At 55.5% G+C, this 23,480-nt stretch carries 15 protein-coding genes; 7 read left to right on the top strand and 8 right to left on the bottom strand.

Annotated features, from left to right (window positions below):
- Positions 1-4 precede the first annotated feature (4 nt).
- From wzc to AC6I4B_RS08835, 3 genes are read right to left on the bottom strand one after another with little or no spacing between them, the layout of a single operon-like run.
- A complete protein-coding gene (gene wzc, locus AC6I4B_RS08845) occupies positions 5-2,167 on the bottom strand; it encodes a tyrosine-protein kinase Wzc (RefSeq protein ID WP_497771076.1) in 2,163 nt (720 codons plus the stop codon).
- A gap of 2 nt (positions 2,168-2,169) precedes the next feature.
- The gene (gene wzb / locus AC6I4B_RS08840; RefSeq protein WP_497771075.1) at positions 2,170-2,613 is read right to left on the bottom strand and encodes a low molecular weight protein-tyrosine-phosphatase Wzb; all 444 of its coding nucleotides are present in this window, start codon (positions 2,611-2,613) and stop codon (positions 2,170-2,172) included.
- 5 nt (positions 2,614-2,618) lie between these two features.
- Positions 2,619-3,752 (bottom strand): polysaccharide export protein, encoded by a 1,134-nt coding sequence (locus tag AC6I4B_RS08835; RefSeq protein WP_497771073.1) that lies wholly within the window; start codon positions 3,750-3,752, stop codon positions 2,619-2,621.
- Between the two features lie 656 nt (positions 3,753-4,408).
- Between AC6I4B_RS08835 and AC6I4B_RS08830 the strand changes: the two genes are divergently transcribed.
- Positions 4,409-5,989 carry a TerC family protein gene (locus AC6I4B_RS08830; RefSeq protein WP_497771072.1) on the top strand — a complete coding sequence of 527 codons (1,581 nt, stop codon included), beginning with the start codon at positions 4,409-4,411 and terminating at the stop codon, positions 5,987-5,989.
- Between the two features lie 50 nt (positions 5,990-6,039).
- Here AC6I4B_RS08830 and asmA read toward each other — a convergent pair whose 3' ends face one another.
- From asmA to udk, 3 genes are all read right to left on the bottom strand, one after another.
- Positions 6,040-7,884: an outer membrane assembly protein AsmA gene (asmA, locus tag AC6I4B_RS08825; protein ID WP_497771070.1), complete on the bottom strand. Its 1,845-nt coding sequence runs from the start codon at positions 7,882-7,884 to the stop codon at positions 6,040-6,042.
- 26 nt (positions 7,885-7,910) lie between these two features.
- Positions 7,911-8,492 carry a dCTP deaminase gene (dcd, locus tag AC6I4B_RS08820; RefSeq protein WP_497771069.1) on the bottom strand — a complete coding sequence of 194 codons (582 nt, stop codon included), beginning with the start codon at positions 8,490-8,492 and terminating at the stop codon, positions 7,911-7,913.
- Positions 8,493-8,602: 110 nt separating this feature from the next.
- Positions 8,603-9,244: a uridine kinase gene (gene udk / locus AC6I4B_RS08815; RefSeq protein ID WP_497771067.1), complete on the bottom strand. Its 642-nt coding sequence runs from the start codon at positions 9,242-9,244 to the stop codon at positions 8,603-8,605.
- 341 nt (positions 9,245-9,585) lie between these two features.
- Between udk and AC6I4B_RS08810 the strand changes: the two genes are divergently transcribed.
- Positions 9,586-11,850 (top strand): PAS domain S-box protein, encoded by a 2,265-nt coding sequence (locus AC6I4B_RS08810; protein ID WP_497771066.1) that lies wholly within the window; start codon positions 9,586-9,588, stop codon positions 11,848-11,850.
- Here the strand turns inward: AC6I4B_RS08810 and alkA are convergent.
- On the bottom strand, positions 11,809-12,654 hold the full coding sequence (gene alkA, locus AC6I4B_RS08805) for a DNA-3-methyladenine glycosylase 2 (RefSeq protein ID WP_497771064.1): 846 nt from the start codon (positions 12,652-12,654) through the stop codon (positions 11,809-11,811). The genes AC6I4B_RS08810 and alkA overlap by 42 nt on opposite strands.
- Before the next feature lie 147 nt (positions 12,655-12,801).
- On the opposite strand from alkA, the gene yegD reads away from it, so the two are divergent.
- The gene (gene yegD, locus AC6I4B_RS08800; RefSeq protein ID WP_497772063.1) at positions 12,802-14,154 is read left to right on the top strand and encodes a molecular chaperone; all 1,353 of its coding nucleotides are present in this window, start codon (positions 12,802-12,804) and stop codon (positions 14,152-14,154) included.
- Between the two features lie 143 nt (positions 14,155-14,297).
- Here yegD and AC6I4B_RS08795 read toward each other — a convergent pair whose 3' ends face one another.
- On the bottom strand, positions 14,298-14,357 hold the full coding sequence (locus AC6I4B_RS08795; RefSeq protein ID WP_199965923.1) for a type I toxin-antitoxin system Ibs family toxin: 60 nt from the start codon (positions 14,355-14,357) through the stop codon (positions 14,298-14,300).
- A gap of 276 nt (positions 14,358-14,633) precedes the next feature.
- Between AC6I4B_RS08795 and AC6I4B_RS08790 the strand changes: the two genes are divergently transcribed.
- Genes AC6I4B_RS08790 through AC6I4B_RS08775 form a run of 4 tightly spaced genes read left to right on the top strand, consistent with a single transcriptional unit; the run spans position 14,634 to position 23,478 of the window.
- The gene (locus tag AC6I4B_RS08790; RefSeq protein WP_497771063.1) at positions 14,634-15,863 is read left to right on the top strand and encodes an MdtA/MuxA family multidrug efflux RND transporter periplasmic adaptor subunit; all 1,230 of its coding nucleotides are present in this window, start codon (positions 14,634-14,636) and stop codon (positions 15,861-15,863) included.
- The gene (locus tag AC6I4B_RS08785) at positions 15,863-18,985 is read left to right on the top strand and encodes an MdtB/MuxB family multidrug efflux RND transporter permease subunit (protein WP_497771062.1); all 3,123 of its coding nucleotides are present in this window, start codon (positions 15,863-15,865) and stop codon (positions 18,983-18,985) included. The genes AC6I4B_RS08790 and AC6I4B_RS08785 overlap by 1 nt, the downstream gene beginning before the upstream one ends.
- The gene (gene mdtC, locus AC6I4B_RS08780) at positions 18,986-22,069 is read left to right on the top strand and encodes a multidrug efflux RND transporter permease subunit MdtC (protein ID WP_497771060.1); all 3,084 of its coding nucleotides are present in this window, start codon (positions 18,986-18,988) and stop codon (positions 22,067-22,069) included. It abuts the gene before it with no gap.
- The gene (locus tag AC6I4B_RS08775) at positions 22,066-23,478 is read left to right on the top strand and encodes an MFS transporter (protein WP_497771059.1); all 1,413 of its coding nucleotides are present in this window, start codon (positions 22,066-22,068) and stop codon (positions 23,476-23,478) included. Before mdtC ends, AC6I4B_RS08775 begins: the two co-directional genes overlap by 4 nt.
- The last annotated feature ends 2 nt before the right edge of the window (positions 23,479-23,480 follow it).

Raw genomic sequence — 23,480 nt, 5'->3', positions numbered from 1 at the left:
GTTATTATTTCGAGTCGGACTGGTATTCGTATTCGTAGTAACCGTAATCCTGGTAGCCCGTCGCACGGCGGAAAATGGAGTTGAGGATCACCCCTTTGACCGTGATGCCGTTCTGGGCAAAGCGGTTGAGGCTGGTTTCCACCTCTTTCAGCGTGTTGACCGCATAGCGCGTCACCATCAGCGTGGTTCCGGCGTGACGCCCGACAATCGCCGCATCGGTAACGGCCAGAATCGGTGGTGTATCAATCAGCACGAGGTCGTAGTGGGCGCTGGCCCAGTTGAGCAATGCGCTGAAACGCTCGCTCATCAGCAGCTCAGAAGGGTTCGGCGGGATCTGCCCACGGGGAATCAAATCCACGTTGGCAATATGAGTGCGTTTAGCGCAGCCTTCGATCGGCGCGTTCCCCACCAGCAGTTCCGATAAGCCGTTATCATTGGTCGTGCCCAGCAGTTCGTGGGAGTAACCTTTGCGCATATCGCAGTCAATCATCAGCACCCGCTTATGGGTTTGCCCAATCACCGCCGCCAGGTTGGCGCAGACAAACGTTTTACCGATAGACGGGCTAACGCCGGTCATCATCAGGACGTTGTTTGGCGCCTGCATCATGGCAAAGTGCAGGCTGGTGCGCAGACTGCGAATGGCTTCAATCGCCAGGTCAGTCGGGTTGCCCACCGCCAGCAGTTGGCTCTGTTTGTAGCGTTTAACGCCGTTGACGTTTTTGACGCTATCGCGAGATTTTTGCCATTCAGAAAGAGGAATGCTGGCATACACATTAATGCCCTGTTCTTCCAGCACTTGCGGGCTTTCGATGCCACGATTGAACAGCGATTTCAGCAGCACGCCGACAATCGACAGCATCAGGCCGAGAATAATGCTGCCCAGAATAATCAGCGCTTTCTTCGGTTTCACCACACCAGGCTGAGCAATCGCCGTGTCCACAATCCGCACATCGCCCACGGTGCTGGCACGGGTGATTTTCAGCTCCTGCTGTTTGTTCAGCAGTTGCATATAGACCTGTTGGCCGGATTCAACATCACGGGTCAGGCGCACAATTTCCTGCTGGGTTTTCGGCATGGCGGTCACGCGTTTGCTCAGGCGCGATTTTTCGTCTTCCAGCGCACGGCGTTTTTCCAGCAAGGTGCGATACGCCGGGTGAATGCGGGTGTAGAGTTTGGAGATTTCCGCTTCACGGAAGGTCAGTTCGTTCAGTTGGGCGTCGATGTTGACCATCGAGTCGAGCACCGATTTCGCCTCCAGCGGCAGGTCTACGGAGTCTTTCTGCTGGCGATAGGCGTTAAGTTTGTTCTCGGCGACATCCAGTTGGCTGCGCACCTGCGGCAGTTGGACTTCAAGAAACTCCAGGCTTTTCGCCGCCTCCTCTGACTTGCGCGCCACGTTCTGCGCCACATAGTTACGGGTAATGCTGTTCAGAATATCGCGGATCTGGTCTTTATCTTCCCCGACCATACTCAGCGTCAGCACGCCGGAGTCTTTGCCGTCCTCGGTAACGCTGAGGCTATTTTGCAGGCTGTTAATCATCCCAAGCGTCGAGTATTTCGTGACAGTAAAGCTAGCGCCATCGTGGGCGGAAATCCCCGCCACCACCAGCGAGACACCGCTTTTATTCAGTGCCTCTCCGACGTTTCCTTCAGCGCTAAAACCGTCATCGTTGCTCAGGCGATAGCGCGTCGGGCTGAGTACATCGAGGGTAAATGTGCTGTCAGCCATCGAGGCTGGGCGCGCGAAAGTGGTGACTTTCACCGTCTCATTCTGCCGCCCCATCAGCCGTTCCCAACCGGCCCCCAGAATCGGCAAGGTGTTTTTGCTCACCGCGATATCGAGATCAAGATCATCAACGGTTTTACCCAGCACCAGACGGGAGGTGATCATCTGGATTTCCGCCTCGGAGGCCGGTGGCTTGCTGGTCAAGGCGTTGCTGATATCCTGCACCAGCGCGCTGCCCTGATTTTGTTCAATGCGCACTAAGGCATCGGCGCTATAAATCGGGGTCGCAAATAAGGTGTAGATAATCGCCGCCACGGCAAACAGCGCCGTAATACCGATAACCCACCATTTGGCTTCAATCACCGTGCCCATCAGGCGACCCATATCAATCTCATCGTTACCCGATGCCGGTGGGCTTAGCTGTTTTACTTTTTCTGTCATGATTATCCCTGCTGAGCTTTCAGTGCCTGCGCCCACTGGCTGGCAGACCGGTCGAGTAACTGATAAACCGCTTCAAACGCTTCCTCGCTTTTGCGATAAGGATCGGGAATTTCCCGTTCGTTATCCCAATGGCCGAACAGCATCACCTTGCCGCGCATCTCTGGCGCCATTTCATGCAGGGAGGCGATATGGCGTTTTTCCATTGCCAGGATCAGGTCATACTCACGGCACATACGCCCGGAAATCTGCCGCGCGCAGTGGCCTTCAAGGGAGATTTCATGCCCGGCGGCAATGCTGGCGGCACGTTCATCCGCTGCTTTGCCCACCAGCGCCCCCAGCCCCGCCGATTCGACGGTAAGCTGCGGCAGATGGCTTTTCAGCAGACGTTCCGCCGTTGGCGAGCGGCAAATATTCCCCACACAAACCACAAGAATTTTGTTAAACATGACGGTCACCAGGTATGAATGTCTTGCGCCGTGTCGGTCATGTAGCGAACGCCACTGATCGTCGGCAACAGTTGGTTAATCAGGCGGTTCCAGCGCGCTACCGGCGCGGTCGTGACATACACCACGTCATACGGCTGCAACACAAAGTTGGTCGCCATCACCAGCGACGTAGCGTCGGACATATCCAACTGGTAAATGTTGGCCATCTTGCCGTTGTTGCCGGTTTTGGTTGGGCGAATCACGAAAATGCCGCTGGCGTCTGAAGTTGTCAGGTCGATACCTTCTGCCTGGCCGAGCGCTTCGGTTAGCGTCATGCCGCTGAAGTCCATTTTGAGCGTGCTCTGTTTTTTGACTTCGCCCATCACAAAGACTTTCAAATCGTCATTGCGCGGCACGAACAAGATATCGCCGGGATAGAGCAGGCGGTTTTGGCTAAGGTCGCCGTTTTGCATCAGCGCCTGCACGGAAATGCGCTGCTCGCGGCCATCGTGGGTTAAGACGACGTTGCGCCAGTCGGCTAATTCACTGAGACCACCGGCGGCGTTAATCGCATCCAGCACGGTGAGCGGCACGTTGGTAATCGCCTGCTGACCAGATTTATTCACCTGCCCAGAGACATACGCTTTTTGTGAGCGGAAAGCGGCGACGTTCACATCCACCTGCGGGTCGGTAATATAGGCGGCGAGTCGCTGGGTAATGACCTGGCGAATTTCCGCCAGCGTGCGCCCTTTCACCTGCACCTTGCCAATATACGGGTAGAAAATAGTGCCATCGGGCTGTACCCAGTTGCCGGTATCGCTGGAGCTACGATATTGCCCCGCCGGCGTGGTCAGCTCTGGGTGATCCCAGACGGTGACGTTGAGCACGTCGCCTGCGCCAACGTGGTACTGGTAATTGCTTAACTCCTGATCCAGCGACATGTTGGGTTGCGCGACGTTAGGACGTGGGCGTAATTGTTCAATCAGTCGCGGGGTCAGCGGATAAACATTCACCATTCGGCCAATGTCATAATCAGCATCCTGCTGCTTAATCACATCCTTTCCATAGGTAGACATATTGCTGCCTGGAAGTATGGTGCAACCACTCATCAAGCTTAGCGACACCAATAATGGCATCAATTTTAGTTTGGATTTCATCATTGATTATTTATCACTTTGGCAGAGAATTATCCTGTGCGAATTAAATTAATCCGTACTATTTGATTACCCGAACATTCACCATGCATTTTATTTATGATGAATATAAATGGCATATATCCTAAAAAAGACTGGATTCATCCGCAGGCTATTGACAGAATAATCGAGGCTTTGCGTCACACCGTCAGGCACGCTACCGCCCTTGGCCTTAGCCACCAATTCACCTTAAAATCATATCGTTACAATCATCCCGCACCACATTCAAGCGGTTCAGAGAATATTCCTGGATATATCCATGACGAGTTTATTTCTCACGCATGATTATTTTATGACACACGTCTAATAACTATTTCATTGAGTACCGGGAGAATTGTTGCAGCTAAGTGAATAGCAGGCAAGGTTAGCTCGGCTTAAAAAATACTTTTAAGAATAATATTAAGATTAAATACAGAGAAGTTTTTAGGAATTTCTTTATATTGACATATCAGGGCAATTATTCGCGCATCAGAAAAAGATAATAATAAATAACAGGGTTTATACGGTTATTATTTTCAGGATAACCATGATTTTTATCCTGATAAATCACAGGCAAACGTTGCATTTTGCCGCCGCTTTATCCATGATCAATTCGTCATATAACATAAGGTTTTAACCAACGTATGGAATGGATTGCCGATCCGTCTATTTGGGCGGGACTCGTGACGCTGGTCGTCATTGAGCTGGTTCTCGGAATTGATAATTTGGTGTTTATCGCCATCCTGGCAGAAAAGCTGCCACCGGCTGAGCGCGACCGAGCGCGCGTAACGGGGCTGATTCTGGCGATGCTGATGCGTCTGCTGTTGCTGGCCTCAATTTCCTGGCTGGTCACCTTAACGTCCCCACTGTTTAGTGTTGGTCAGTTTACCTTCAGCGCCCGCGACCTGATTATGCTGGTCGGCGGTTTCTTCTTGCTGTTTAAGGCAACGGTAGAGCTTAACGAGCGGCTGGAAGGCAAAGATAGCAATACCCCCAGCCAGCGGCGTGGCGCGCGTTTCTGGGGCGTTGTCGCACAGATTGTGGTGCTGGACGCGGTGTTCTCACTGGATTCCGTGATTACGGCGGTCGGCATGGTCGACCATTTGGCCGTGATGATGGCGGCGGTGATTATTGCGATCAGCCTGATGCTGCTCGCCAGTAAGGCGCTGACTCGCTTTGTGAATAGCCACCCGACTATCGTCATTTTGTGCCTGAGCTTCCTGCTGATGATTGGTTTCAGCCTGGTGGCGGAAGGGTTTGGTGTGCTTATCCCGAAAGGGTATCTGTACGCCGCCATCGGCTTCTCGGTGATGATTGAGTCGCTAAACCAGTTGGCTATCTTTAACCGCCGTCGCTTCCTGACCGCGAACCAGTCGCTGCGTAGCCGCACCACCGAAGCGGTGATGCGCTTGTTAAGCGGTAAGAAAGAGGACGCGGAGCTGGACGCTGGCACGGCGTCGCTGTTGGTCGATCATGACTCCCAACAAATCTTCAACCCGCAAGAGCGGCAGATGATTGAGCGGGTGCTCAACCTGAATCAGCGCACGGTCAGCAGTATCATGACCTCGCGCCACGATATTGAGCACATCGACCTAAGCGCACCGGAAAGCGAAGTTCGCGCGTTGCTGGAGAAAAACCAGCATACCCGTTTAGTGGTGACGGGCGGTGACGACGAAGAAGACTTACTGGGCGTAGTGCATGTTATTGACCTGCTGCAACAGTCGCTGCGCGGTGAGCCGCTGGATTTGCGCGTGTTGATCCGCCAGCCGCTGGTGTTCCCGGAAGCGCTGCCGCTGTTGTCAGCGCTGGAGCAGTTCCGTAACGCAAGGACTCACTTTGCTTTCGTGGTGGATGAGTTTGGCTCTGTGGAAGGGGTGGTAACGTTAAGCGACGTCACCGAAACCATTGCCGGTAACTTGCCTAACGAAGCAGAAGAAATTGACGCCCGCCACGACATTCAGCATAACGCCGATGGCAGCTGGACGGCGAACGGCCATATGCCGCTGGAAGATTTAGTACAGTATGTGCCGCTGCCGCTGGATGAAAAGCGCGAGTATCACACTATTGCGGGGCTATTGATGGAGCACTTACAGCGCATTCCTGGTGCTGGTGAAGAGGTGCAGATTGGCCCGTGGACGCTGAAAACCTTGCAGGTTGAGAGCCACCGAGTGCAGAAAGTGCAGATTATTCCGCCGCCGCAAACGGAACTGGATTACGAAGTGTAGTCAGCAAAAAGCCCGGCATCGCGTTGATGCCGGGCTTTTTTTAAGACGCTCTACTGTTTGTCCAACAACTGTTTAACTTCTTTGCCAGACTCGCTGTCTTTGTTACGTTCGGCCCAATCACTCAGCCGACGTTTCGCTTCACTTTGCAGATGGCGGCGCAGCACCTGATCAACCTGCAAGCTGTAGTTCAGCTCCGACCATTTGCCGTAAACTCGCAGTGGGATCGCGGTGTTTTTCAGCGTATCAACGAGCTTACTTTGCCCTTGCCAGCCATCAATCACCTGTACCGCAAACTGCATATCGCCCTCTTCTTTCACCAGATCCAGCGCGCCTTTACCGGTTAACGACATCAGCGAAGACTCGCCGCTCATGTTCTTGAGCACCATTTTGCCGTTATCGAGGTTGATATCCGCAGTCAGGCTGTCCAGTTTGGTGGCGCTGTCGAAGTTTTCCTGCGCACGAATATCTGTACTGCGTTCAACCGCTTGCTGCACCAGTTGCTGGAAGTTCAGGCCTTCGGTGCGAACTTCTTTCATTTCAAGATGCGCCTGGCCCTGCCAGCTTTGGCGGAAATAGTTAGCGTCAATCACCGAACCGGAGAAATCCCCCGCCAGCGATATTTTGCCCACCATGTTAATCGGGTAGTTAAAGGCTTTCAGCAGGTTAGCTATCTGAATATTGTCGAGCTTCGGCTGGAAGGCTGCCTGCGGCGTGCCGCTACGCGCATCCAGCGTCCCCGGCAGAGAAAGCTGCCCGCCATCGAGTGAACCTTGCAACTGAGAAATACGCAGCAGCCCGCGCTGGTTATCGGCGTCTATGGCGACGTCGGTGAACGGCATTCCGCGCCACTGGACAGATTTCGCCGTCATCAACAGCGAGCCATCAAAGCTCATCAACCCGCTGTAAGGCACTTCGTTAACGCCGTTGGCAATCACCGGACGCGGCTGTTTTGCCGTAGATTGCGCTTTCTGCGCACCACCGCTAAACGAGATATCCGTGCGAGTCAGCAGGTTGTCGAGGTTGAGTTTATCGGAATGGAGTTTTAGCGCCCAAACCGGAACTTCATCCAGTATCACGCTACCTTCACCGGCAATGGTGCTGTCGTTGGCGGTCATGTTGAGCGCGCTAAAGCTGAGTTTTTTGCTGTCTTCCTGCCAGCTCGCATTGAGGCTCCCGCTGCCGCTAATACCTTGCGACGGGAGATCGGCCCCCTGCAACTGCCAGTTAATTTGCGACAGCTCAGCCACCAGGCGATGCGGGTAATCCCCCGCCTGAACCTGAGCTGAGAAGCTGAGGTTTAAATCGCGTTGGTCGCGATTCATGCGGCCGGAGAAATCAACGCTTGCCAGATGGCGCTCATCTTGCTCCATCTGGAGATGAATATCGCGCACCGTCATCTGTTCGTCGTCTTCATGCTGGAAAACCAGCACGCTGTCAACGACCTGTAGCGCAGCCACATCGAACGACCAGCCGCTGCCGCCAGGCTCTTGCGGTAACGATGTGCCCTTCGGCGCAACCGGCGCGTTTTTCGCCCGAATCGCTTCGGTTTCCGGCGTCAGTTGAATGACCGCGCCTTTGAGCATCACCTGTTTAACCTGCAACTGATGCGAAAGCAGCGGCAATAGCGCCACGTCAAGACGCATATTGTCAGAGCGAACCAGCGGCGCGCTGGCTCCCGGCGCGGTTAAGGTCATCCGGCCCGCCAAAATGCTCAGCCGTGGCCACACATGCCAACGCAGAGAACCATCAAGCTGGAGTTGGTATCCGCTACGTTCTTCAACCTGTTTCACCATATAACTGCGGAAATCGTTAGGATTCACCAGCAGCACCAATGATGATAGACCCGCCACCAGCACCACCAGCAGGATCATCAGCGTCGTCAATATTCGTCTCATGGCACCCTCATCAGGTTTGCGATGGGTCAGTCTTTATCAATACGACTGGCAACCGCACCCTGTTGATCACGGTATTTTGCGTCTTCACGACGGTTATACGGGCGGTCGGCCGGGCCAGACAGCGGTTCAAAGCTCAATGCGCCAATCAACATGCCTGGGCGCAGCGCCAGCGGCAGTTTGCCGGAGTTGTAAAACTCAAGCACGATGCAGCCAGACCAGCCTGGATCGATACGGTGCGCGGTAACGTGCACCATCAGGCCCAGACGCGCCAGCGAGGAGCGACCATCAAGCCAGCCGACTAAATCCGCCGGAAGCGTCACCGACTCCAGCGTCACCGCCAGTGCCAGTTCGCCCGGATGCAGGTAGAAAGCATCGCCTTCCGCCAGCACAATTTCTTCGCTCATGACGCGATCCAGCGCCGCGCTGACTTCCGCCTTCGGCCCGCTTAAATCAATATAGGCCGCCGTATGACCGCTAAACGTCCGAAACTTGTTGCCTAAACGCACATCAACCGTCGCCCCGTTGATCCGCTCAATGGGCGGGCGTGGGTTAATCGACAGTCGGCCTTCATCCAGCCAGGCTTCTATATCTCGGTCACACAAGCGCATATCATTCTCCTTTGGTACTCAGGGTCATCCTGCAAGCGGGATTTTGTGTACACATGCCCTGATCCTCGCGGAACAAGGGCAATTAATGCACGTTACACAATTCACGTGAGTTATTCAAAAAACTGGCTAATTTTGGCCTTCAGAATGTCAATAGCGATGCGGTTTTTGCCGCCGCGCGGGACGATGATATCAGCGTACTGCTTGGAAGGCTCAATAAACTGGAGGAACATCGGACGTACCGTTTTTTGATACTGCGCCATCACCGAGTCCATCGAGCGACCGCGTTCGTTAACGTCACGCTTGATGCGGCGCATCAGGCAGATATCCAGCGGCGTATCGACGAAAATAGAGAAGTTCATTTCTTCACGCAGACGCGCGTCCGTCAGCAGCAGGATCCCTTCAAGGATAATCACTTTTTTCGGTTCAATGCGAACCGTTTCCTGCATACGGGTGTGTTCAACGTAGCTGTAGACAGGCAGTTCAATTGGGTTGCCGCGCTTTAGCGTCTGTAAATGCTGAAACAGCAGACTGTGGTCCATTGCGTTCGGGTGGTCGTAATTAGTTTTAACCCGATCTTCCATAGTCAGGTGACTTTGGTCTTTGTAATAGCAATCTTCAGGAATAACACCGATGTGCTCATCGCCCACCTGTTCACGCAATTCGCGATACAACGTACTAGCAATAAGACTTTTACCTGAAGCCGATGCGCCGGCGATGCCTACAATGACGCACTGATGAGACTTATCAGTCATAAATTTTTGCGACCCGATTAACCTGGATGTTAGGAAGGACGGCACGAATAGACGGGGTTATTCAATGAATAATCGCCAGTTTCAGCGCCAAACTCGGCAATTATAGGGATTTCGTGTCAACGATACCAGCCGAATACAACGATATGACGCGACAACGCGATAACCCCATACCCGTCCGATTCAGGCGTAAGTATTTATTCGTGAAGAAAATATTACGCCTAGAACTAATTAACCATTATTGTCAATTAGTGTCCCAGATCTGATAAAAAGCCGCACTATTGAGGCATAATCACGGTTAATTTCGGTATGGCCGGGGGAAAAGCCCCTGGAAAAATGTGGTAATGAAGAAAGAAAACCCCTATATCCCCCTCACCCCCGCAACACCGTTACAACTGGCGCAGCTTCTGTTCGGTTTGGGTTTCGTGACGTTCCTTTTCACCCTGTTCTCTTTCACTCTGGTGCACCGTTCGAGCGAACTTTCCCCTGTTTGGTTCCCGACCGCCATTATGATGGCGGCATTTTATCGCTTTCACGCAAGGGTATGGTCTGGTATCGCGGTGACGGGCGTCCTTGGGATAGTCTCGGCAACCTGGGGGTACTCTCCCGCCGATATATCCCTACTCTACCCGGCGGTGAATGTGGTCGAGGCACTGATCGGCGCGCTGCTGTTGCGCCGTTGGTTGGTGCGGGATGACCCATTACAGAACCTGCATGACTGGGCGCGCATGGCCATCTGTAGCGCGCTTATCCCATCGCTTATCGGCGGCGTATTGGTGGCTACCTGGCTGCCCGGCGGCAACCCGCTACAATCCTTTATGGTGTGGACATTAGCAGAGGCTACCGGCGCACTGACGTTGGTTCCACTCGGCCTGCTGCTGCAAACGCCATTTAGCCAGCGCTATCGCGGCAGTAATTTACTGCTCAGAACATTACTGACCACTGCCGTGACGCTGACGCTGAGCGTGCTGTCGATGCTGTACATGCCCTGGCCGTTTACCTGCATCATGGTGCTGCTGATATGGAGCGCTGTACGGTTGCCGCGCATCGAAGCATATCTGATCTCTCTGGCGACTATCATGACAGTGCTGGCATACACCGCACACCATTCGGTGGTGTTCTCGATGATTGAGCACACGCTAAAAAGCTATGAATTGAGCTATATGCCAGGTCTGCCGTTCTTAATGGTGATGCTGCCGTCGGGCGTCATGAGCATCGCGATGTATGCGGTACACAGTGAACGCCGCCACATTGCCGAGAGCGAAACTCGCTTTCGTAATGCAATGGAATATTCGGCTATCGGCATGGCGGTGGTAGACACCCACGGCCAGTGGCTGCAAGTCAACAAGGCGCTAAGCACCTTCCTCGGCTACAGCCAGGAGGAGTTGCACACGATGACTTTCCAGCAGGTGACGTGGCATGAAGATTTGGCCCAAGACTTGCTGCTGGTTGACCGACTGATAAGCGGCGACATTGACAGTTATTCACTGGAAAAACGCTACTGCACCCGCAACGGCGATGTGGTGTGGGCGCTGCTGGCGGTGTCGCTGGTGCGCAACGATAACGGCACACCGTTGTACTTTATCAAACAGATTGAAGATATCGATGGTCTGAAAAAGAGCCGCGAAGCCAATAAACAACTGATGGAGCGCATCACCCAAGCCAACGATGCACTGTTCCAGGAAAAAGAGCGGCTGCACATTACGCTGGACTCCATTCGCGATGCGGTGATCAGCACCGATAATCAGCAGAACATCATGTTTATGAACCCCGTCGCCGAAAAAATGAGTGGCTGGACGCAAGAAGAAGCGCAAGGCAAACCGTTGCTGGAGGTGCTGCGCATCACCCACGGGCACGGCGGCAGCACGCTAACCAGGCTGCACGGCGAGGAGAAGCCGGATAACGAAATCGAGCACGATAAAATTTTGCAGCACCGCTACGGCGGCAGCTTTGAAATCAACCACACTATGACGTCGCTGCGCACCCAACAGGGCGAGCGTATTGGTTTCGTATTGGTTATCCAGGATGTCACCGAATCCCGCAAGCTGCTGCGCCAACTGAGCTATAGCGCCACTCACGATGCATTAACCGACCTGCCTAACCGTTCAAGTTTTGAAAGCCAGCTAAAAGGGTTGCTTAAATTATTGCCGGGTAGCCACCAGTCACACGCGGTTATCATGCTCGACCTCGACTTCTTTAAAGAGGTCAACGATAGCGCGGGGCACGCGGCGGGCGATGCGCTACTGCATGAAATTGCCACTCTGATGCGATCGCAGTTACGGCCCAGCGATATTCTGGCGCGCCTCGGCGGCGATGAATTTGGCTTTATCTTGCGCCACTGCTCTACCGAGCAAGCGCGGAACGCCACCGAGCGAGTCGTGGATGCGATTAACCACTATCCATTCTCCTGGGCCGGACGCCAGCACCGAATTGGCGCAAGCGCCGGTTTAACGCTGATTCACGAGCACAACGCCCAGTTTGCCGAAGTGCTGGTGCAGGCCGATGCCGCCTGTTATGCCTCGAAAAAACAGGGGCGCGGCAGGGTGACGGTCTTTACGCCAGAGACATCAATCCAGCCGCCAGCCATCTGTGTGCCAGATATGCAATAACGCATACGAGCGCCAGGGCTGCCAGCGCTCAGCGTAGCGGCGAATTTGTGCCGGAGTCATGCCCGGAAAGCGCTGTTTAATCAGATAGTCGTCGGGTAAAAAGATGTCTTTCGCCTGCCAGCCACGCAGCGCGAAATAGTTCGCCGTCCAGCGGCCTATTCCCGGATAGTGTTGCAGCGTTTTCAGCGCTTGTTCAATATCCGTCGGCAGCGTAGACGGCAGGTCGCCATTAACCGCCGCGCGGGCAAAGTGAATTAACGCTTCGGCTCGCTTGAGCGGCATCCCCAGCGCTTTTAACGCCAACGGGTCGGCTTCTGCCAGCCGTTCGGCGGTGGGGAACAATAAAAAGTCGCCATGCATTCCCGCCAGCGGCTCACCGTACAACGCAACCACTTTTCCCGTCAGCCGTGCCGCCATCGTCACGCTGACCAACTGCCCCAGAATGGCGCGCACACCTTGCTCAAACACCTCCAGCGAGCCGGGTAAACGCAGGCCAGGTTTCGCCGCCGCCAGCGGCCCCAGCGCCTGTTGGATTGGCTGCGGATCACAGCGTAAATCGAGCAGTTGCGTTACCCGCTCCAATACCTGATCGGCAACCGGCAATAGCCCCGCAGACAGCGTGACGCGTAGCACCTGCCGCGATGTATCCGGCGTCATGGTGATTAACCCGCTATGTGCGCCACAGCGCCAGCTACGGGTGTAATGGCTGTCGTGAAAATGCTCAATACCGTCAACGGCACGCGCCTGTAGAAAGCCGAACATCCAGCGCCAGTCATACGGCGGCAGCCACGGAAGCTCAAACATGGTTTGTCCTTGTGCACAGAAAGTGGGCGAAGTTATCAGCATAGCGGCTTAGCGCATGAAATACCTTGCTTTCATATTCCAGTTGCCGCCATCTTCACATTCGGCTAAAGTCGCCCCCCTTTCTTCACTGGCATGGGGATAATTGACGTGTTTATTGGTTTTGACTACGGAACAGCAAACTGTTCTATCGCGGTAATGCAAGATAACACTCCGCGAATGTTGACGATGGAAAACGGTAGCCCGCTGCTGCCATCCATGCTGTCTGCGCCCACTCGTGAGTCGGTCAGCGAGTGGCTGTACCGCCATCATCAGGTTCCGGCAACGGGCGATGAAACGCAGGCGCTGCTGCGCCGCGCTATCAACTACAACCGCGATGAAGATATCGACGTTCTGAGCAACAGCGTGCAGTTTGGTTTAGCGTCGCTGAAGCAATACATCGACGACCCGGAAGAGGTCTACTTTGTAAAATCACCAAAGTCGTTCCTCGGCGCGAGCGGCCTGAAGCCGCAGCAGGTTGCGGTATTCGAAGATCTGGTGTGCTCGATGATGCTGCATATCCGCCAGCAAGCGCAGGCGCAGTTGCCGGAAAGCATTGACCAGGCGGTGATCGGGCGCCCGATCAACTTCCAGGGGCTGGGCGGTGATGACGCCAACGCGCAGGCGGTTGGTATTCTTGAACGCGCGGCAAAACGCGCCGGTTTCCGCGACGTGGTATTTCAGTACGAGCCTGTCGCCGCAGGGCTGGATTTTGAAGCCACCTTAAGCGAGGAAAAACGCGTTCTGGTGGTGGATATCGGCGGTGGTACTACCGACTGCTCCGTCTTGCTGATGGGCCCACAATGGTGCACGCGCCACGATCGCGAGCAAAGCCTGTTGGGCCACAGTGGCTGTCGCGTCGGCGGTAACGACCTCGACATCGCACTGGCGTTTAAAAGCCTGATGCCACTGCTCGGCATGGGCGGCGAAACGGAAAAAGGCATCGCGCTGCCGATCCTGCCGTGGTGGAACGCAGTAGCTATCAACGACGTTCCGGCACAAACCGATTTCTACAGCACCGCCAATGGCCGCTTCCTGCGTGATTTGGCGCGTGACGCCCGCGATGGTGAAAAAGTCGCCCTGCTGTATAAAGTGTGGCAACAACGCTTGAGCTATCGTCTGGTGCGCAGCGCAGAAGAGAGCAAAATCGCCCTCTCCGCACAGCCGCGCATCGACACCACGCTGCCGTTTATCAGCGATGATTTGGCCGCAGCGATTAGCCAGGACGGGTTGGAAAATGCGCTAAATCAGCCACTGACGCGCATTCTTGAGCAGGTGCAGTTGGCGCTGGAAAACAGCAGTGAAAAACCGGACGTTATCTATTTAACGGGGGGTAGCGCACGTTCGCCGCTGATTAAAAAAGCGTTGGCAGAACAGTTGCCGGGTATTCCGATTGCCGGTGGCGATGACTTTGGCTCCGTGACCGCCGGTCTGGCGCGCTGGGCACAGGTGGTGTTTCGCTAATCCGCGATATCCCGTGGCGGCAACCTGAAGGCTAACCTGCTAGCCGCGCCGCAAAGTCCAGGGTTCGCTATTGACTTCACCGACAAGCAACCCTAGATTAAGGAGTGAGGGTAAGGGAGAGGTTTCCCCCTCCCCATGGTGTCTTAGTATGCTGGTAGGCTAATCACTAAGAGTATCACCAGTATGATGAGGTATTTCATCATAACCCTTTCCTTTTTTAAGGCCCCTTCCTCGGGAGGGGCTTTCCCTTTTCAGCCCCTTGCTGAACTCCTTTTCTGCACTGCGTTTCCAATATCTGCACTCTAACGCAGCCATCTTCCTGATGTGCCAGCCTTATGCTCGTTTCACGAGCCGCTTCGCAAAGCATCGCTGATTCAGATAATTCCCGCCGTCTTTCATATTTCCTCCATTTTTCCGGCGCGTTCCATTACTAAACTATTATCATGTCGAGAAATACTTCAGGACGAGAAAGAATAACAATGAAAGGCAGTCACAACATTCGCTGGCGGGTTGCGCTGGCCGTGCTGGTGGTTATCGCGGGAGCGGTTGGCATCTGGCACTTTAGCAGCAATTCAGGCTCCTCAGACGCCACCGCGAAACAGGCGGGCGCGGGGCGTCACGGCGGTCGCTTTGGCGCAACACTCGCGCCAGTTCAGGCCGCCACCGCCACCAGCGAAGCCGTGCCACGCTACCTTAGCGGGCTGGGAACCATAACCGCCGCCAATACTGTAACCGTTCGCAGCCGCGTTGACGGCCAGTTGATAGCGCTGCATTTCCAGGAAGGGCAGCAGGTAAAAGCCGGTGATTTGCTGGCGGAGCTTGACCCGAGCCAGTTTAAAGTCGCCCTTGCCCAGGCTCAGGGGCAGTTGGCAAAAGACAAAGCCACGCTGGCTAACGCCCGCCGCGACCTGGCACGTTATCAGCAGTTGGTCAAAACCAATCTCGTGTCTCGCCAGGAGCTGGATACCCAACAGTCGCTGGTGAGTGAAGCCGAAGGCACAATCAAGGCAGATGAAGCAGCGGTAGCGAGCGCGCAGTTGCAGCTTAACTGGAGCCGCATTACCGCACCTATCGATGGTCGCGTTGGTTTAAAACAGGTAGATATTGGTAACCAGATTTCCAGCGGTGATACCACTGGCATTGTGGTGCTGACCCAAACGCATCCGATTGATCTGGTCTTTACGCTGCCTGAAAACGACATCGCCACCGTGGTTGCCGCGCAGAAAGCGGGTAAAAAGCTGGTGGTGGAAGCGTGGGATCGCACCAATAAGCAGAAACTGAGCGAAGGGACGCTACTAAGCCTCGATAACCAAATCGATGCCACCACGGGGACCATCAAACTCAAAGCCCGTTTTAATAACCAGGACGATGCGCTATTCCCGAACCAGTTCGTTAACGCCCGTATGCTGGTAGATACCCAGCAAAATGCGGTAGTTATCCCAACGGCGGCGCTGCAAATGGGCAACGACGGTCACTTTGTTTGGGTGCTAAATAGCGATAACAAAGTCAGCAAACATACGGTTGTGCCAGGTATTCAAAATAGCCTGAAAGTGGTTATCGACGCCGGGCTTTCTGCCGGTGACCGTGTCGTAACCGACGGTATCGACCGTTTAACGGAAGGCGCGAAGGTGGAAGTGGTGACGGCTCACGACGCCAGCACCAGCAAACCCGCCGCTGCCGCAGCAGGCCATAAAGGAGCGCGCGGCTGATGCAAGTTTTACCGCCGAGCAACACAGGTGGCCCTTCCCGCCTGTTTATCATGCGCCCTGTCGCCACCACGCTGTTGATGGTGGCGATTCTGCTGGCCGGGATTATCGGCTACCGCTTTTTACCGATTTCTGCGCTGCCGGAAGTAGACTACCCCACGATTCAGGTGGTCACGCTCTATCCTGGCGCTAGCCCGGATGTCATGACCTCTGCGGTTACCGCCCCGCTGGAGCGCCAGTTTGGTCAAATGTCTGGCCTGAAACAGATGTCGTCGCAAAGCTCCGGCGGCGCGTCGGTGGTGACGCTTCAGTTCCAGCTTACGCTGCCGCTGGATGTCGCAGAACAAGAGGTGCAGGCCGCTATCAACGCGGCAACGAACCTGCTGCCCAATGATCTGCCGAACCCGCCGGTGTACAGCAAAGTTAACCCAGCCGATCCCCCGATTATGACGCTGGCGGTGACCTCCTCCGCCACGCCGATGACCGAAGTGGAAGACATGGTTGAAACCCGCGTGGCGCAGAAAATCTCCCAGGTTTCCGGCGTCGGTCTGGTCAGCCTGGCGGGGGGGCAGCGCCCTGCCGTGCGGGTGAAGCTGAACGCTCAGGCGATTGCCGCGTTAGGCTTGACCAGCGAAGATATTCGCACCGCCATTACCAATGCCAACGTCAACTCCGCCAAAGGTAGCCTCGACGGCCCGGCGCGCGCCGTCACGCTTTCGGCTAACGACCAAATGCAGTCGGCGCAAGAATATCGCCAACTGATTATCGCCTATAAAAACGGCGCGGCGATTCGTCTGGGCGACGTGGCAACCATTGAACAAGGGGCAGAAAACGCCTGGCTTGGCGCGTGGGCGAATAAAAAACAAGCCATCGTGATGAATGTGCAGCGCCAGCCTGGCGCGAACATTATTGCCACCGCCGACAGCATTCGTCAGATGTTGCCACAGCTCACCGAAAGCCTGCCCAAATCGGTCAAGGTAGAGGTGCTTTCTGATCGCACCACCAACATTCGCGCCTCGGTTTCTGACACCCAGTTCGAGCTGCTGCTGGCGATTGCGCTGGTGGTCATGATCATTTATCTGTTCTTGCGTAACGTCCCGGCGACCATTATTCCCGGTGTCGCCGTGCCGCTGTCGCTGGTCGGCACGTTCGCGGTAATGGTGTTCCTCGATTTCTCCATTAACAACCTGACGTTAATGGCGCTGACTATCGCCACCGGTTTCGTGGTCGATGACGCCATCGTGGTTATCGAGAACATCTCGCGTTACATCGAGAAAGGCGAGAAGCCGCTACAGGCGGCGCTAAAAGGGGCGGGTGAGATTGGGTTTACCATTATCTCCCTCACCTTCTCGCTGATTGCGGTCCTGATCCCACTGCTGTTTATGGGCGATATCGTTGGCCGCCTGTTCCGCGAATTTGCCATTACCCTGGCGGTCGCCATTTTGATTTCCGCCGTGGTGTCGTTAACCCTGACGCCCATGATGTGCGCGCGAATGCTTAGCCATGAATCGCTGCGCAAGCAAAACCACTTCTCCCGCGCCAGCGAGCGCTTTTTCGAGCGAGTGATTGCCGGTTATGGTCACCTGCTGGCTCGCGTGTTAAACCACCCGTGGTTAACCCTTAGCGTAGCGCTGGGTACGCTGGCGCTGTCGGTCATTCTGTGGGTTACCATTCCCAAAGGCTTCTTCCCGATTCAGGACAACGGCATTATCCAGGGCACGCTGCAAGCGCCGCAGTCGGTATCGTTCGCCAGTATGGCGCAGCGTCAGCAGACGGTGGCCGACACGATCCTTAACGATCCTGCGGTAGAAAGCCTGACCTCCTTTGTTGGCGTCGATGGCACGAATCCCGCGCTCAACAGCGCGCGTTTGCAAATCAACCTCAAGCCGCTGAACGAGCGCGACGACCGAGTACAAACGGTGATAAGCCGCCTGCAACAGTCGGTGGAGAAAATCCCTGGTATCGATCTTTACCTGCAACCGACGCAGGATTTAACCATTGATACCACCGTGAGCCGCACTCAGTACCAATTCACGCTCCAGGCCAACTCGCTGGAGGCGTTGAGTGAATGGGTTCCGCAACTGCTGACAGCACTTCAGGCGCAGCCGCAGCTTTCCGATGTCAGCAGCGACTGGCAGGACAAAGGGCTGGCGGCGTACATCAACGTTGACCGCGACAGCGCCAGCCGTTTGGGGATTTCGATGTCCGACATCGATAACGCGCTGTACAACGCGTTTGGTCAGCGGTTGATTTCCACCATTTACACCCAGGCGAACCAGTATCGCGTGGTGCTGGAGCACGACACCCAGGCAACGCCGGGGCTGGCGGCGCTGGACAACATCCGTCTGACCAGCAGCGACGGCGGTATTGTGCCACTGAGCGCAATTGCCAAAGTGGAGCAGCGCTTTACGCCGCTGTCGATTAACCATCTTGATCAGTTCCCGGTCACGACCATTTCGTTCAACGTGCCAAAAGGCTATTCGCTGGGCGATGCGGTGCAGTCGATTCAGGACGCCGAAAAAGCGCTCAACTTCCCGTCGGATATTCGTACCGAATTTCAGGGAAGCACCCTCGCCTTCCAGTCGGCGCTGAGCAGCACCATCTGGCTGGTGGTCGCGGCAATAGTGGCGATGTATATCGTTCTGGGCGTGTTGTATGAAAGTTTTATTCACCCGATAACTATTCTCTCGACGCTGCCCACCGCAGGCGTTGGCGCACTGCTGGCACTGATGGTGTCGGGCAGTGAGCTGGATGTCATTGCGATTATCGGCATTATCTTGCTGATTGGTATCGTGAAGAAAAACGCCATCATGATGATCGACTTTGCATTAGCGGCGGAACGCGAGCAGGGAATGCCACCGCGCGAGGCGATTTATCAGGCTTGTCTGCTGCGTTTTCGCCCGATTCTGATGACCACGCTGGCGGCTCTGCTCGGCGCGCTGCCGCTGATGCTGAGCACCGGCGTCGGCGCCGAGCTGCGTCGCCCGCTGGGGATTGGTATGGTCGGCGGTTTGCTGGTAAGCCAGGTACTGACGCTGTTCACTACGCCGGTTATCTACCTGCTGTTCGACCGCCTGTCGTTGTATCTGAAAAGCCGCTTCCCGCGCCGTGAAGAGGACGCGTAAGTGAAATTTTTTGCGCTCTTTATTTACCGCCCGGTGGCGACGATTCTGATTTCACTCGCCATCACACTGTGCGGTGTCCTGGGCTTCCGGTTGTTGCCGGTAGCCCCGCTGCCGCAGGTGGATTTTCCGGTGATAATGGTCAGCGCCTCGCTGCCTGGCGCATCGCCGGAAACGATGGCGTCCTCGGTGGCGACCCCGCTGGAGCGCTCGCTTGGGCGCATTGCGGGCGTTAGCGAGATGACCTCCAGCAGTTCGCTTGGCAGTACGCGTATTATTATGCAGTTCGATTTTGACCGCGATATCAACGGCGCAGCGCGCGATGTGCAGGCGGCAATTAACGCCGCGCAAAACCTGCTGCCAAGCGGGATGCCCAGCCGTCCGACCTATCGCAAAGCCAACCCGTCAGACGCGCCAATTATGATTTTGACGCTGACCTCCGACACCTACTCGCAAGGTGAGCTGTACGATTTCGCCTCGACGCAGTTGGCGCAAAGCATCTCGCAGATAGACGGTGTCGGGGATGTTGACGTCGGCGGTAGCTCCCTTCCTGCCGTACGGGTCGATCTCAACCCGCAGGCGTTGTTTAATCAGGGCGTGTCGCTGGATGCCGTGCGCAGCGCCATTACCAGCGCCAATGTGCGTAATCCGCAAGGGGCGATTGATGACGCCAACCAACGCTGGCAGTTGCAAACCAACGATGAGCTGAAAACAGCGGCGGAATACACGCCGATTATCGTTCATTACAACAACGGGGCGGCGGTGCGTCTGGGTGATGTGGCTAAGGTTAGCGACTCGGTGCAGGATGTCCGTAACGCCGGGATGACCAACGCCAAACCGGCGATTTTGCTGATGATCCGCAAGCTGCCGGAAGCCAACATCATTCAGACCGTCGATAGCATTCGCGCCAAACTACCGGTGTTACAGCAAACTATTCCCGCCGCTATCGACCTGCAAATTGCACAGGATCGCTCGCCGACTATCCGCGCGTCGCTGGAGGAAGTCGAGCAAACGCTGGTGATTTCCGTCGGGTTGGTCATTCTGGTGGTGTTCTTGTTCCTGCGCTCCGGGCGCGCCACGCTGATCCCCGCCGTTGCCGTACCGGTGTCGCTCATCGGCACGTTTGCGGCGATGTATCTGTGCGGTTTTAGCCTCAATAACCTGTCATTGATGGCGCTGACCATCGCCACTGGTTTTGTAGTCGATGACGCCATTGTGGTGCTGGAAAACATCTCTCGCCACCTGGAAGCGGGTATGAAGCCGCTACAGGCCGCGCTTCAGGGTAGCCGTGAAGTGGGTTTCACCGTCCTGTCGATGAGTATTTCGCTGGTGGCGGTCTTCCTGCCGCTGCTGCTGATGGGCGGCCTGCCGGGGCGGTTACTGCGCGAATTTGCCGTGACACTCTCGGTGGCGATTGGTATCTCGCTGGCGGTATCACTCACGCTGACGCCGATGATGTGCGGCTGGATGTTGAAATCCCAGCCTGCACATACGCCAACCCGCAATCGGGGCCTGGGGCGTCTGCTGGTAGCGATGCAGCAAGGTTACGGCAAGTCGCTGCGCTGGGTGCTGGGACACACGAAAATGGTCGGCGTGGTGTTCCTCGCCACCATCGCGCTGAACGTCTGGCTGTATATTTCTATCCCGAAAACTTTCTTCCCGGAACAGGACACCGGCGTGCTGATGGGCGGTATTCAGGCCGACCAAAGTATTTCGTTCCAGGCGATGCGCGGTAAACTCCAGGACTTTATGAAAATTATTCGTGAAGATCCGTCGGTTGATAACGTCACCGGTTTTACCGGCGGCTCGCGGGTGAACAGCGGCATGATGTTTATCACCCTGAAATCTCGCGATCAGCGCCAGGAGTCGGCGCAGCAGATTATCGACCGTCTGCGTAAAAAACTGGCAAAAGAGCCGGGGGCGAATCTGTTCTTAATGGCGGTGCAGGATATCCGTGTTGGCGGGCGTCAGGCCAACGCCAGCTACCAGTACACGCTGCTGTCAGACGATCTCAGCGCGCTGCGTGAATGGGAGCCGAAAATTCGTAAAGCGCTTGCCACGCTGCCGGAGCTGGCCGACGTTAACTCGGATCAACAAGATAACGGCGCGGAAATGGCGCTCACCTACGACCGCGAAACCATGTCACGGCTGGGTATCAGCGTTGAAGCCGCCAACAGCCTGCTGAATAACGCCTTCGGGCAACGGCAGATTTCAACTATCTATCAACCGCTTAACCAGTACAAAGTGGTGATGGAAGTCGACCCCGTCTACACCCAGGACGTTAGCGCACTGGATAAAATGTTTGTGATTAACAACGACGGCAAGGCGATTCCGCTCTCTTACTTCGCCAAATGGCAGCCCGCCAATGCGCCGTTATCGGTTAACCATCAGGGGCTATCGGCGGCATCGACTATCTCCTTTAACCTGCCGACCGGGAAATCCCTGTCGGAGGCCAGCGACGCCATCGAGCGCACCATGACGCAGCTCAGTGTGCCATCGACGGTGCGCGGCTCTTTCGCCGGTACGGCGCAGGTGTTCCAGGACACCATGAACTCGCAGGTTATCCTGATTCTGGCGGCCATTGCCACGGTGTATATCGTGCTCGGGGTGTTGTACGAAAGTTACGTGCACCCGTTAACGATTCTCTCCACCCTGCCATCGGCGGGCGTTGGCGCACTGCTGGCACTGGAATTATTCAATGCCCCGTTCAGCTTAATCGCCTTAATCGGCATCATGCTATTAATTGGCATTGTGAAGAAAAACGCCATCATGATGGTTGACTTTGCCCTTGAGGCGCAGCGCAACGGCAATCTGCCGCCGGAACAGGCCATTTTCCAGGCCTGCCTGCTGCGCTTTAGACCTATCATGATGACCACGCTGGCGGCGCTGTTTGGCGCGCTGCCGCTGGTGATTTCCAGCGGTGATGGTTCTGAACTGCGACAACCATTGGGGATTACCATTGTCGGGGGGCTGGTGATGAGCCAGTTGCTCACTCTCTACACAACGCCGGTGGTGTATCTGTTCTTCGACCGGCTGCGTCTGCGTTTTTCGCGTCAACCTGGACAATCGGTAACGGGATCACGATGACAGAACTCCCCGCCAACGTACGCTGGCAACTGTGGATAGTGGCGTTCGGTTTTTTTATGCAATCGCTGGACACCACTATCGTCAACACCGCCCTCCCCTCTATGGCGTTAAGCCTGGGGGAAAGCCCGATGCACATGCATATGGTGGTGGTGTCCTACGTGCTGACCGTCGCTGTGATGCTGCCCGCCAGCGGCTGGCTGGCTGACCGGGTTGGCGTGCGCAATATCTTCTTCACCGCCATTGTGCTGTTCACGCTGGGTTCGCTGTTTTGCTCGCTGGCGGGAACGCTCAATGAGCTGGTGATGGCGCGCGTGCTGCAAGGAATTGGCGGCGCCATGATGGTCCCCGTGGGGCGCTTAACGGTGATGAAAATCGTCCCGCGCGAGCAGTACATGGCGGCAATGACCTTCGTGACGCTGCCCGGACAAATTGGCCCACTGCTCGGCCCGGCGCTCGGCGGCATCCTCGTGGAATACGCCTCCTGGCACTGGATTTTCCTGATTAACATTCCGGTGGGGGTGATAGGGTGTATCGCCACGCTGATGTTAATGCCGAACTATACGGTACAAACGCGGCGCTTTGATGTCTCCGGCTTTATCGTGCTGGCGCTCGGCATGGCGACCCTGACGCTGGCGCTTGATGGGCAAAAGGGGCTGGGGATTTCACCGCTCATGCTCGGCCTACTGGTGGCTATCGGTATCGCCGCCATTTTGGCCTATTTGTATCATGCCAGGGGCAACGACAACGCGCTGTTCAGCCTGAAACTGTTCCACACGCCGACCTTTTCACTCGGGCTGGCGGGCAGTTTCGCCGGGCGTATCGGCAGCGGAATGCTGCCGTTTATGACGCCGGTCTTTTTACAGATAGGCCTCGGCTTTAGCCCATTCCACGCAGGGCTGATGATGATCCCGATGGTGCTCGGCAGCATGGGCATGAAGCGTATTGTCGTTCAGGTCGTTAACCGATTTGGTTATCGCCACGTACTGGTAGTATCGACAATCGGCCTGGCGTTAATCAGCCTGCTGTTTATGTTTACCGCGCTGGCGGGCTGGTATTACACCCTGCCGGTGGTGTTGTTTATTCAAGGTATGGTCAACTCTAGTCGTTTCTCTTCAATGAATACCCTGACGCTAAAAGATCTGCCGGATGAGTTTGCCAGCAGCGGCAACAGCCTGTTGTCGATGATTATGCAGCTTTCGATGAGTATCGGCGTTACCGTTGCAGGCCTGCTGCTTGGGATGTTTGGTCAGCAGCATATTGCCGCTGGCAGCGCACAAACGCACCAGGTCTTTATGTACACCTATTTATCTATGGCCGTGATTATTGCGCTGCCCGCCCTTGTGTTTGCGCGCGTACCGGACGACACCAGCAAAAATGTGGTTATTGCCCGCCACCGACAAAAGGAGTAATG

The organism is Kluyvera fluvialis, assembly GCF_059725275.1.
The sequence above is the reverse complement of the archived record's forward strand: the minus strand, read 5'-3'. Positions and strand labels throughout refer to the sequence as shown.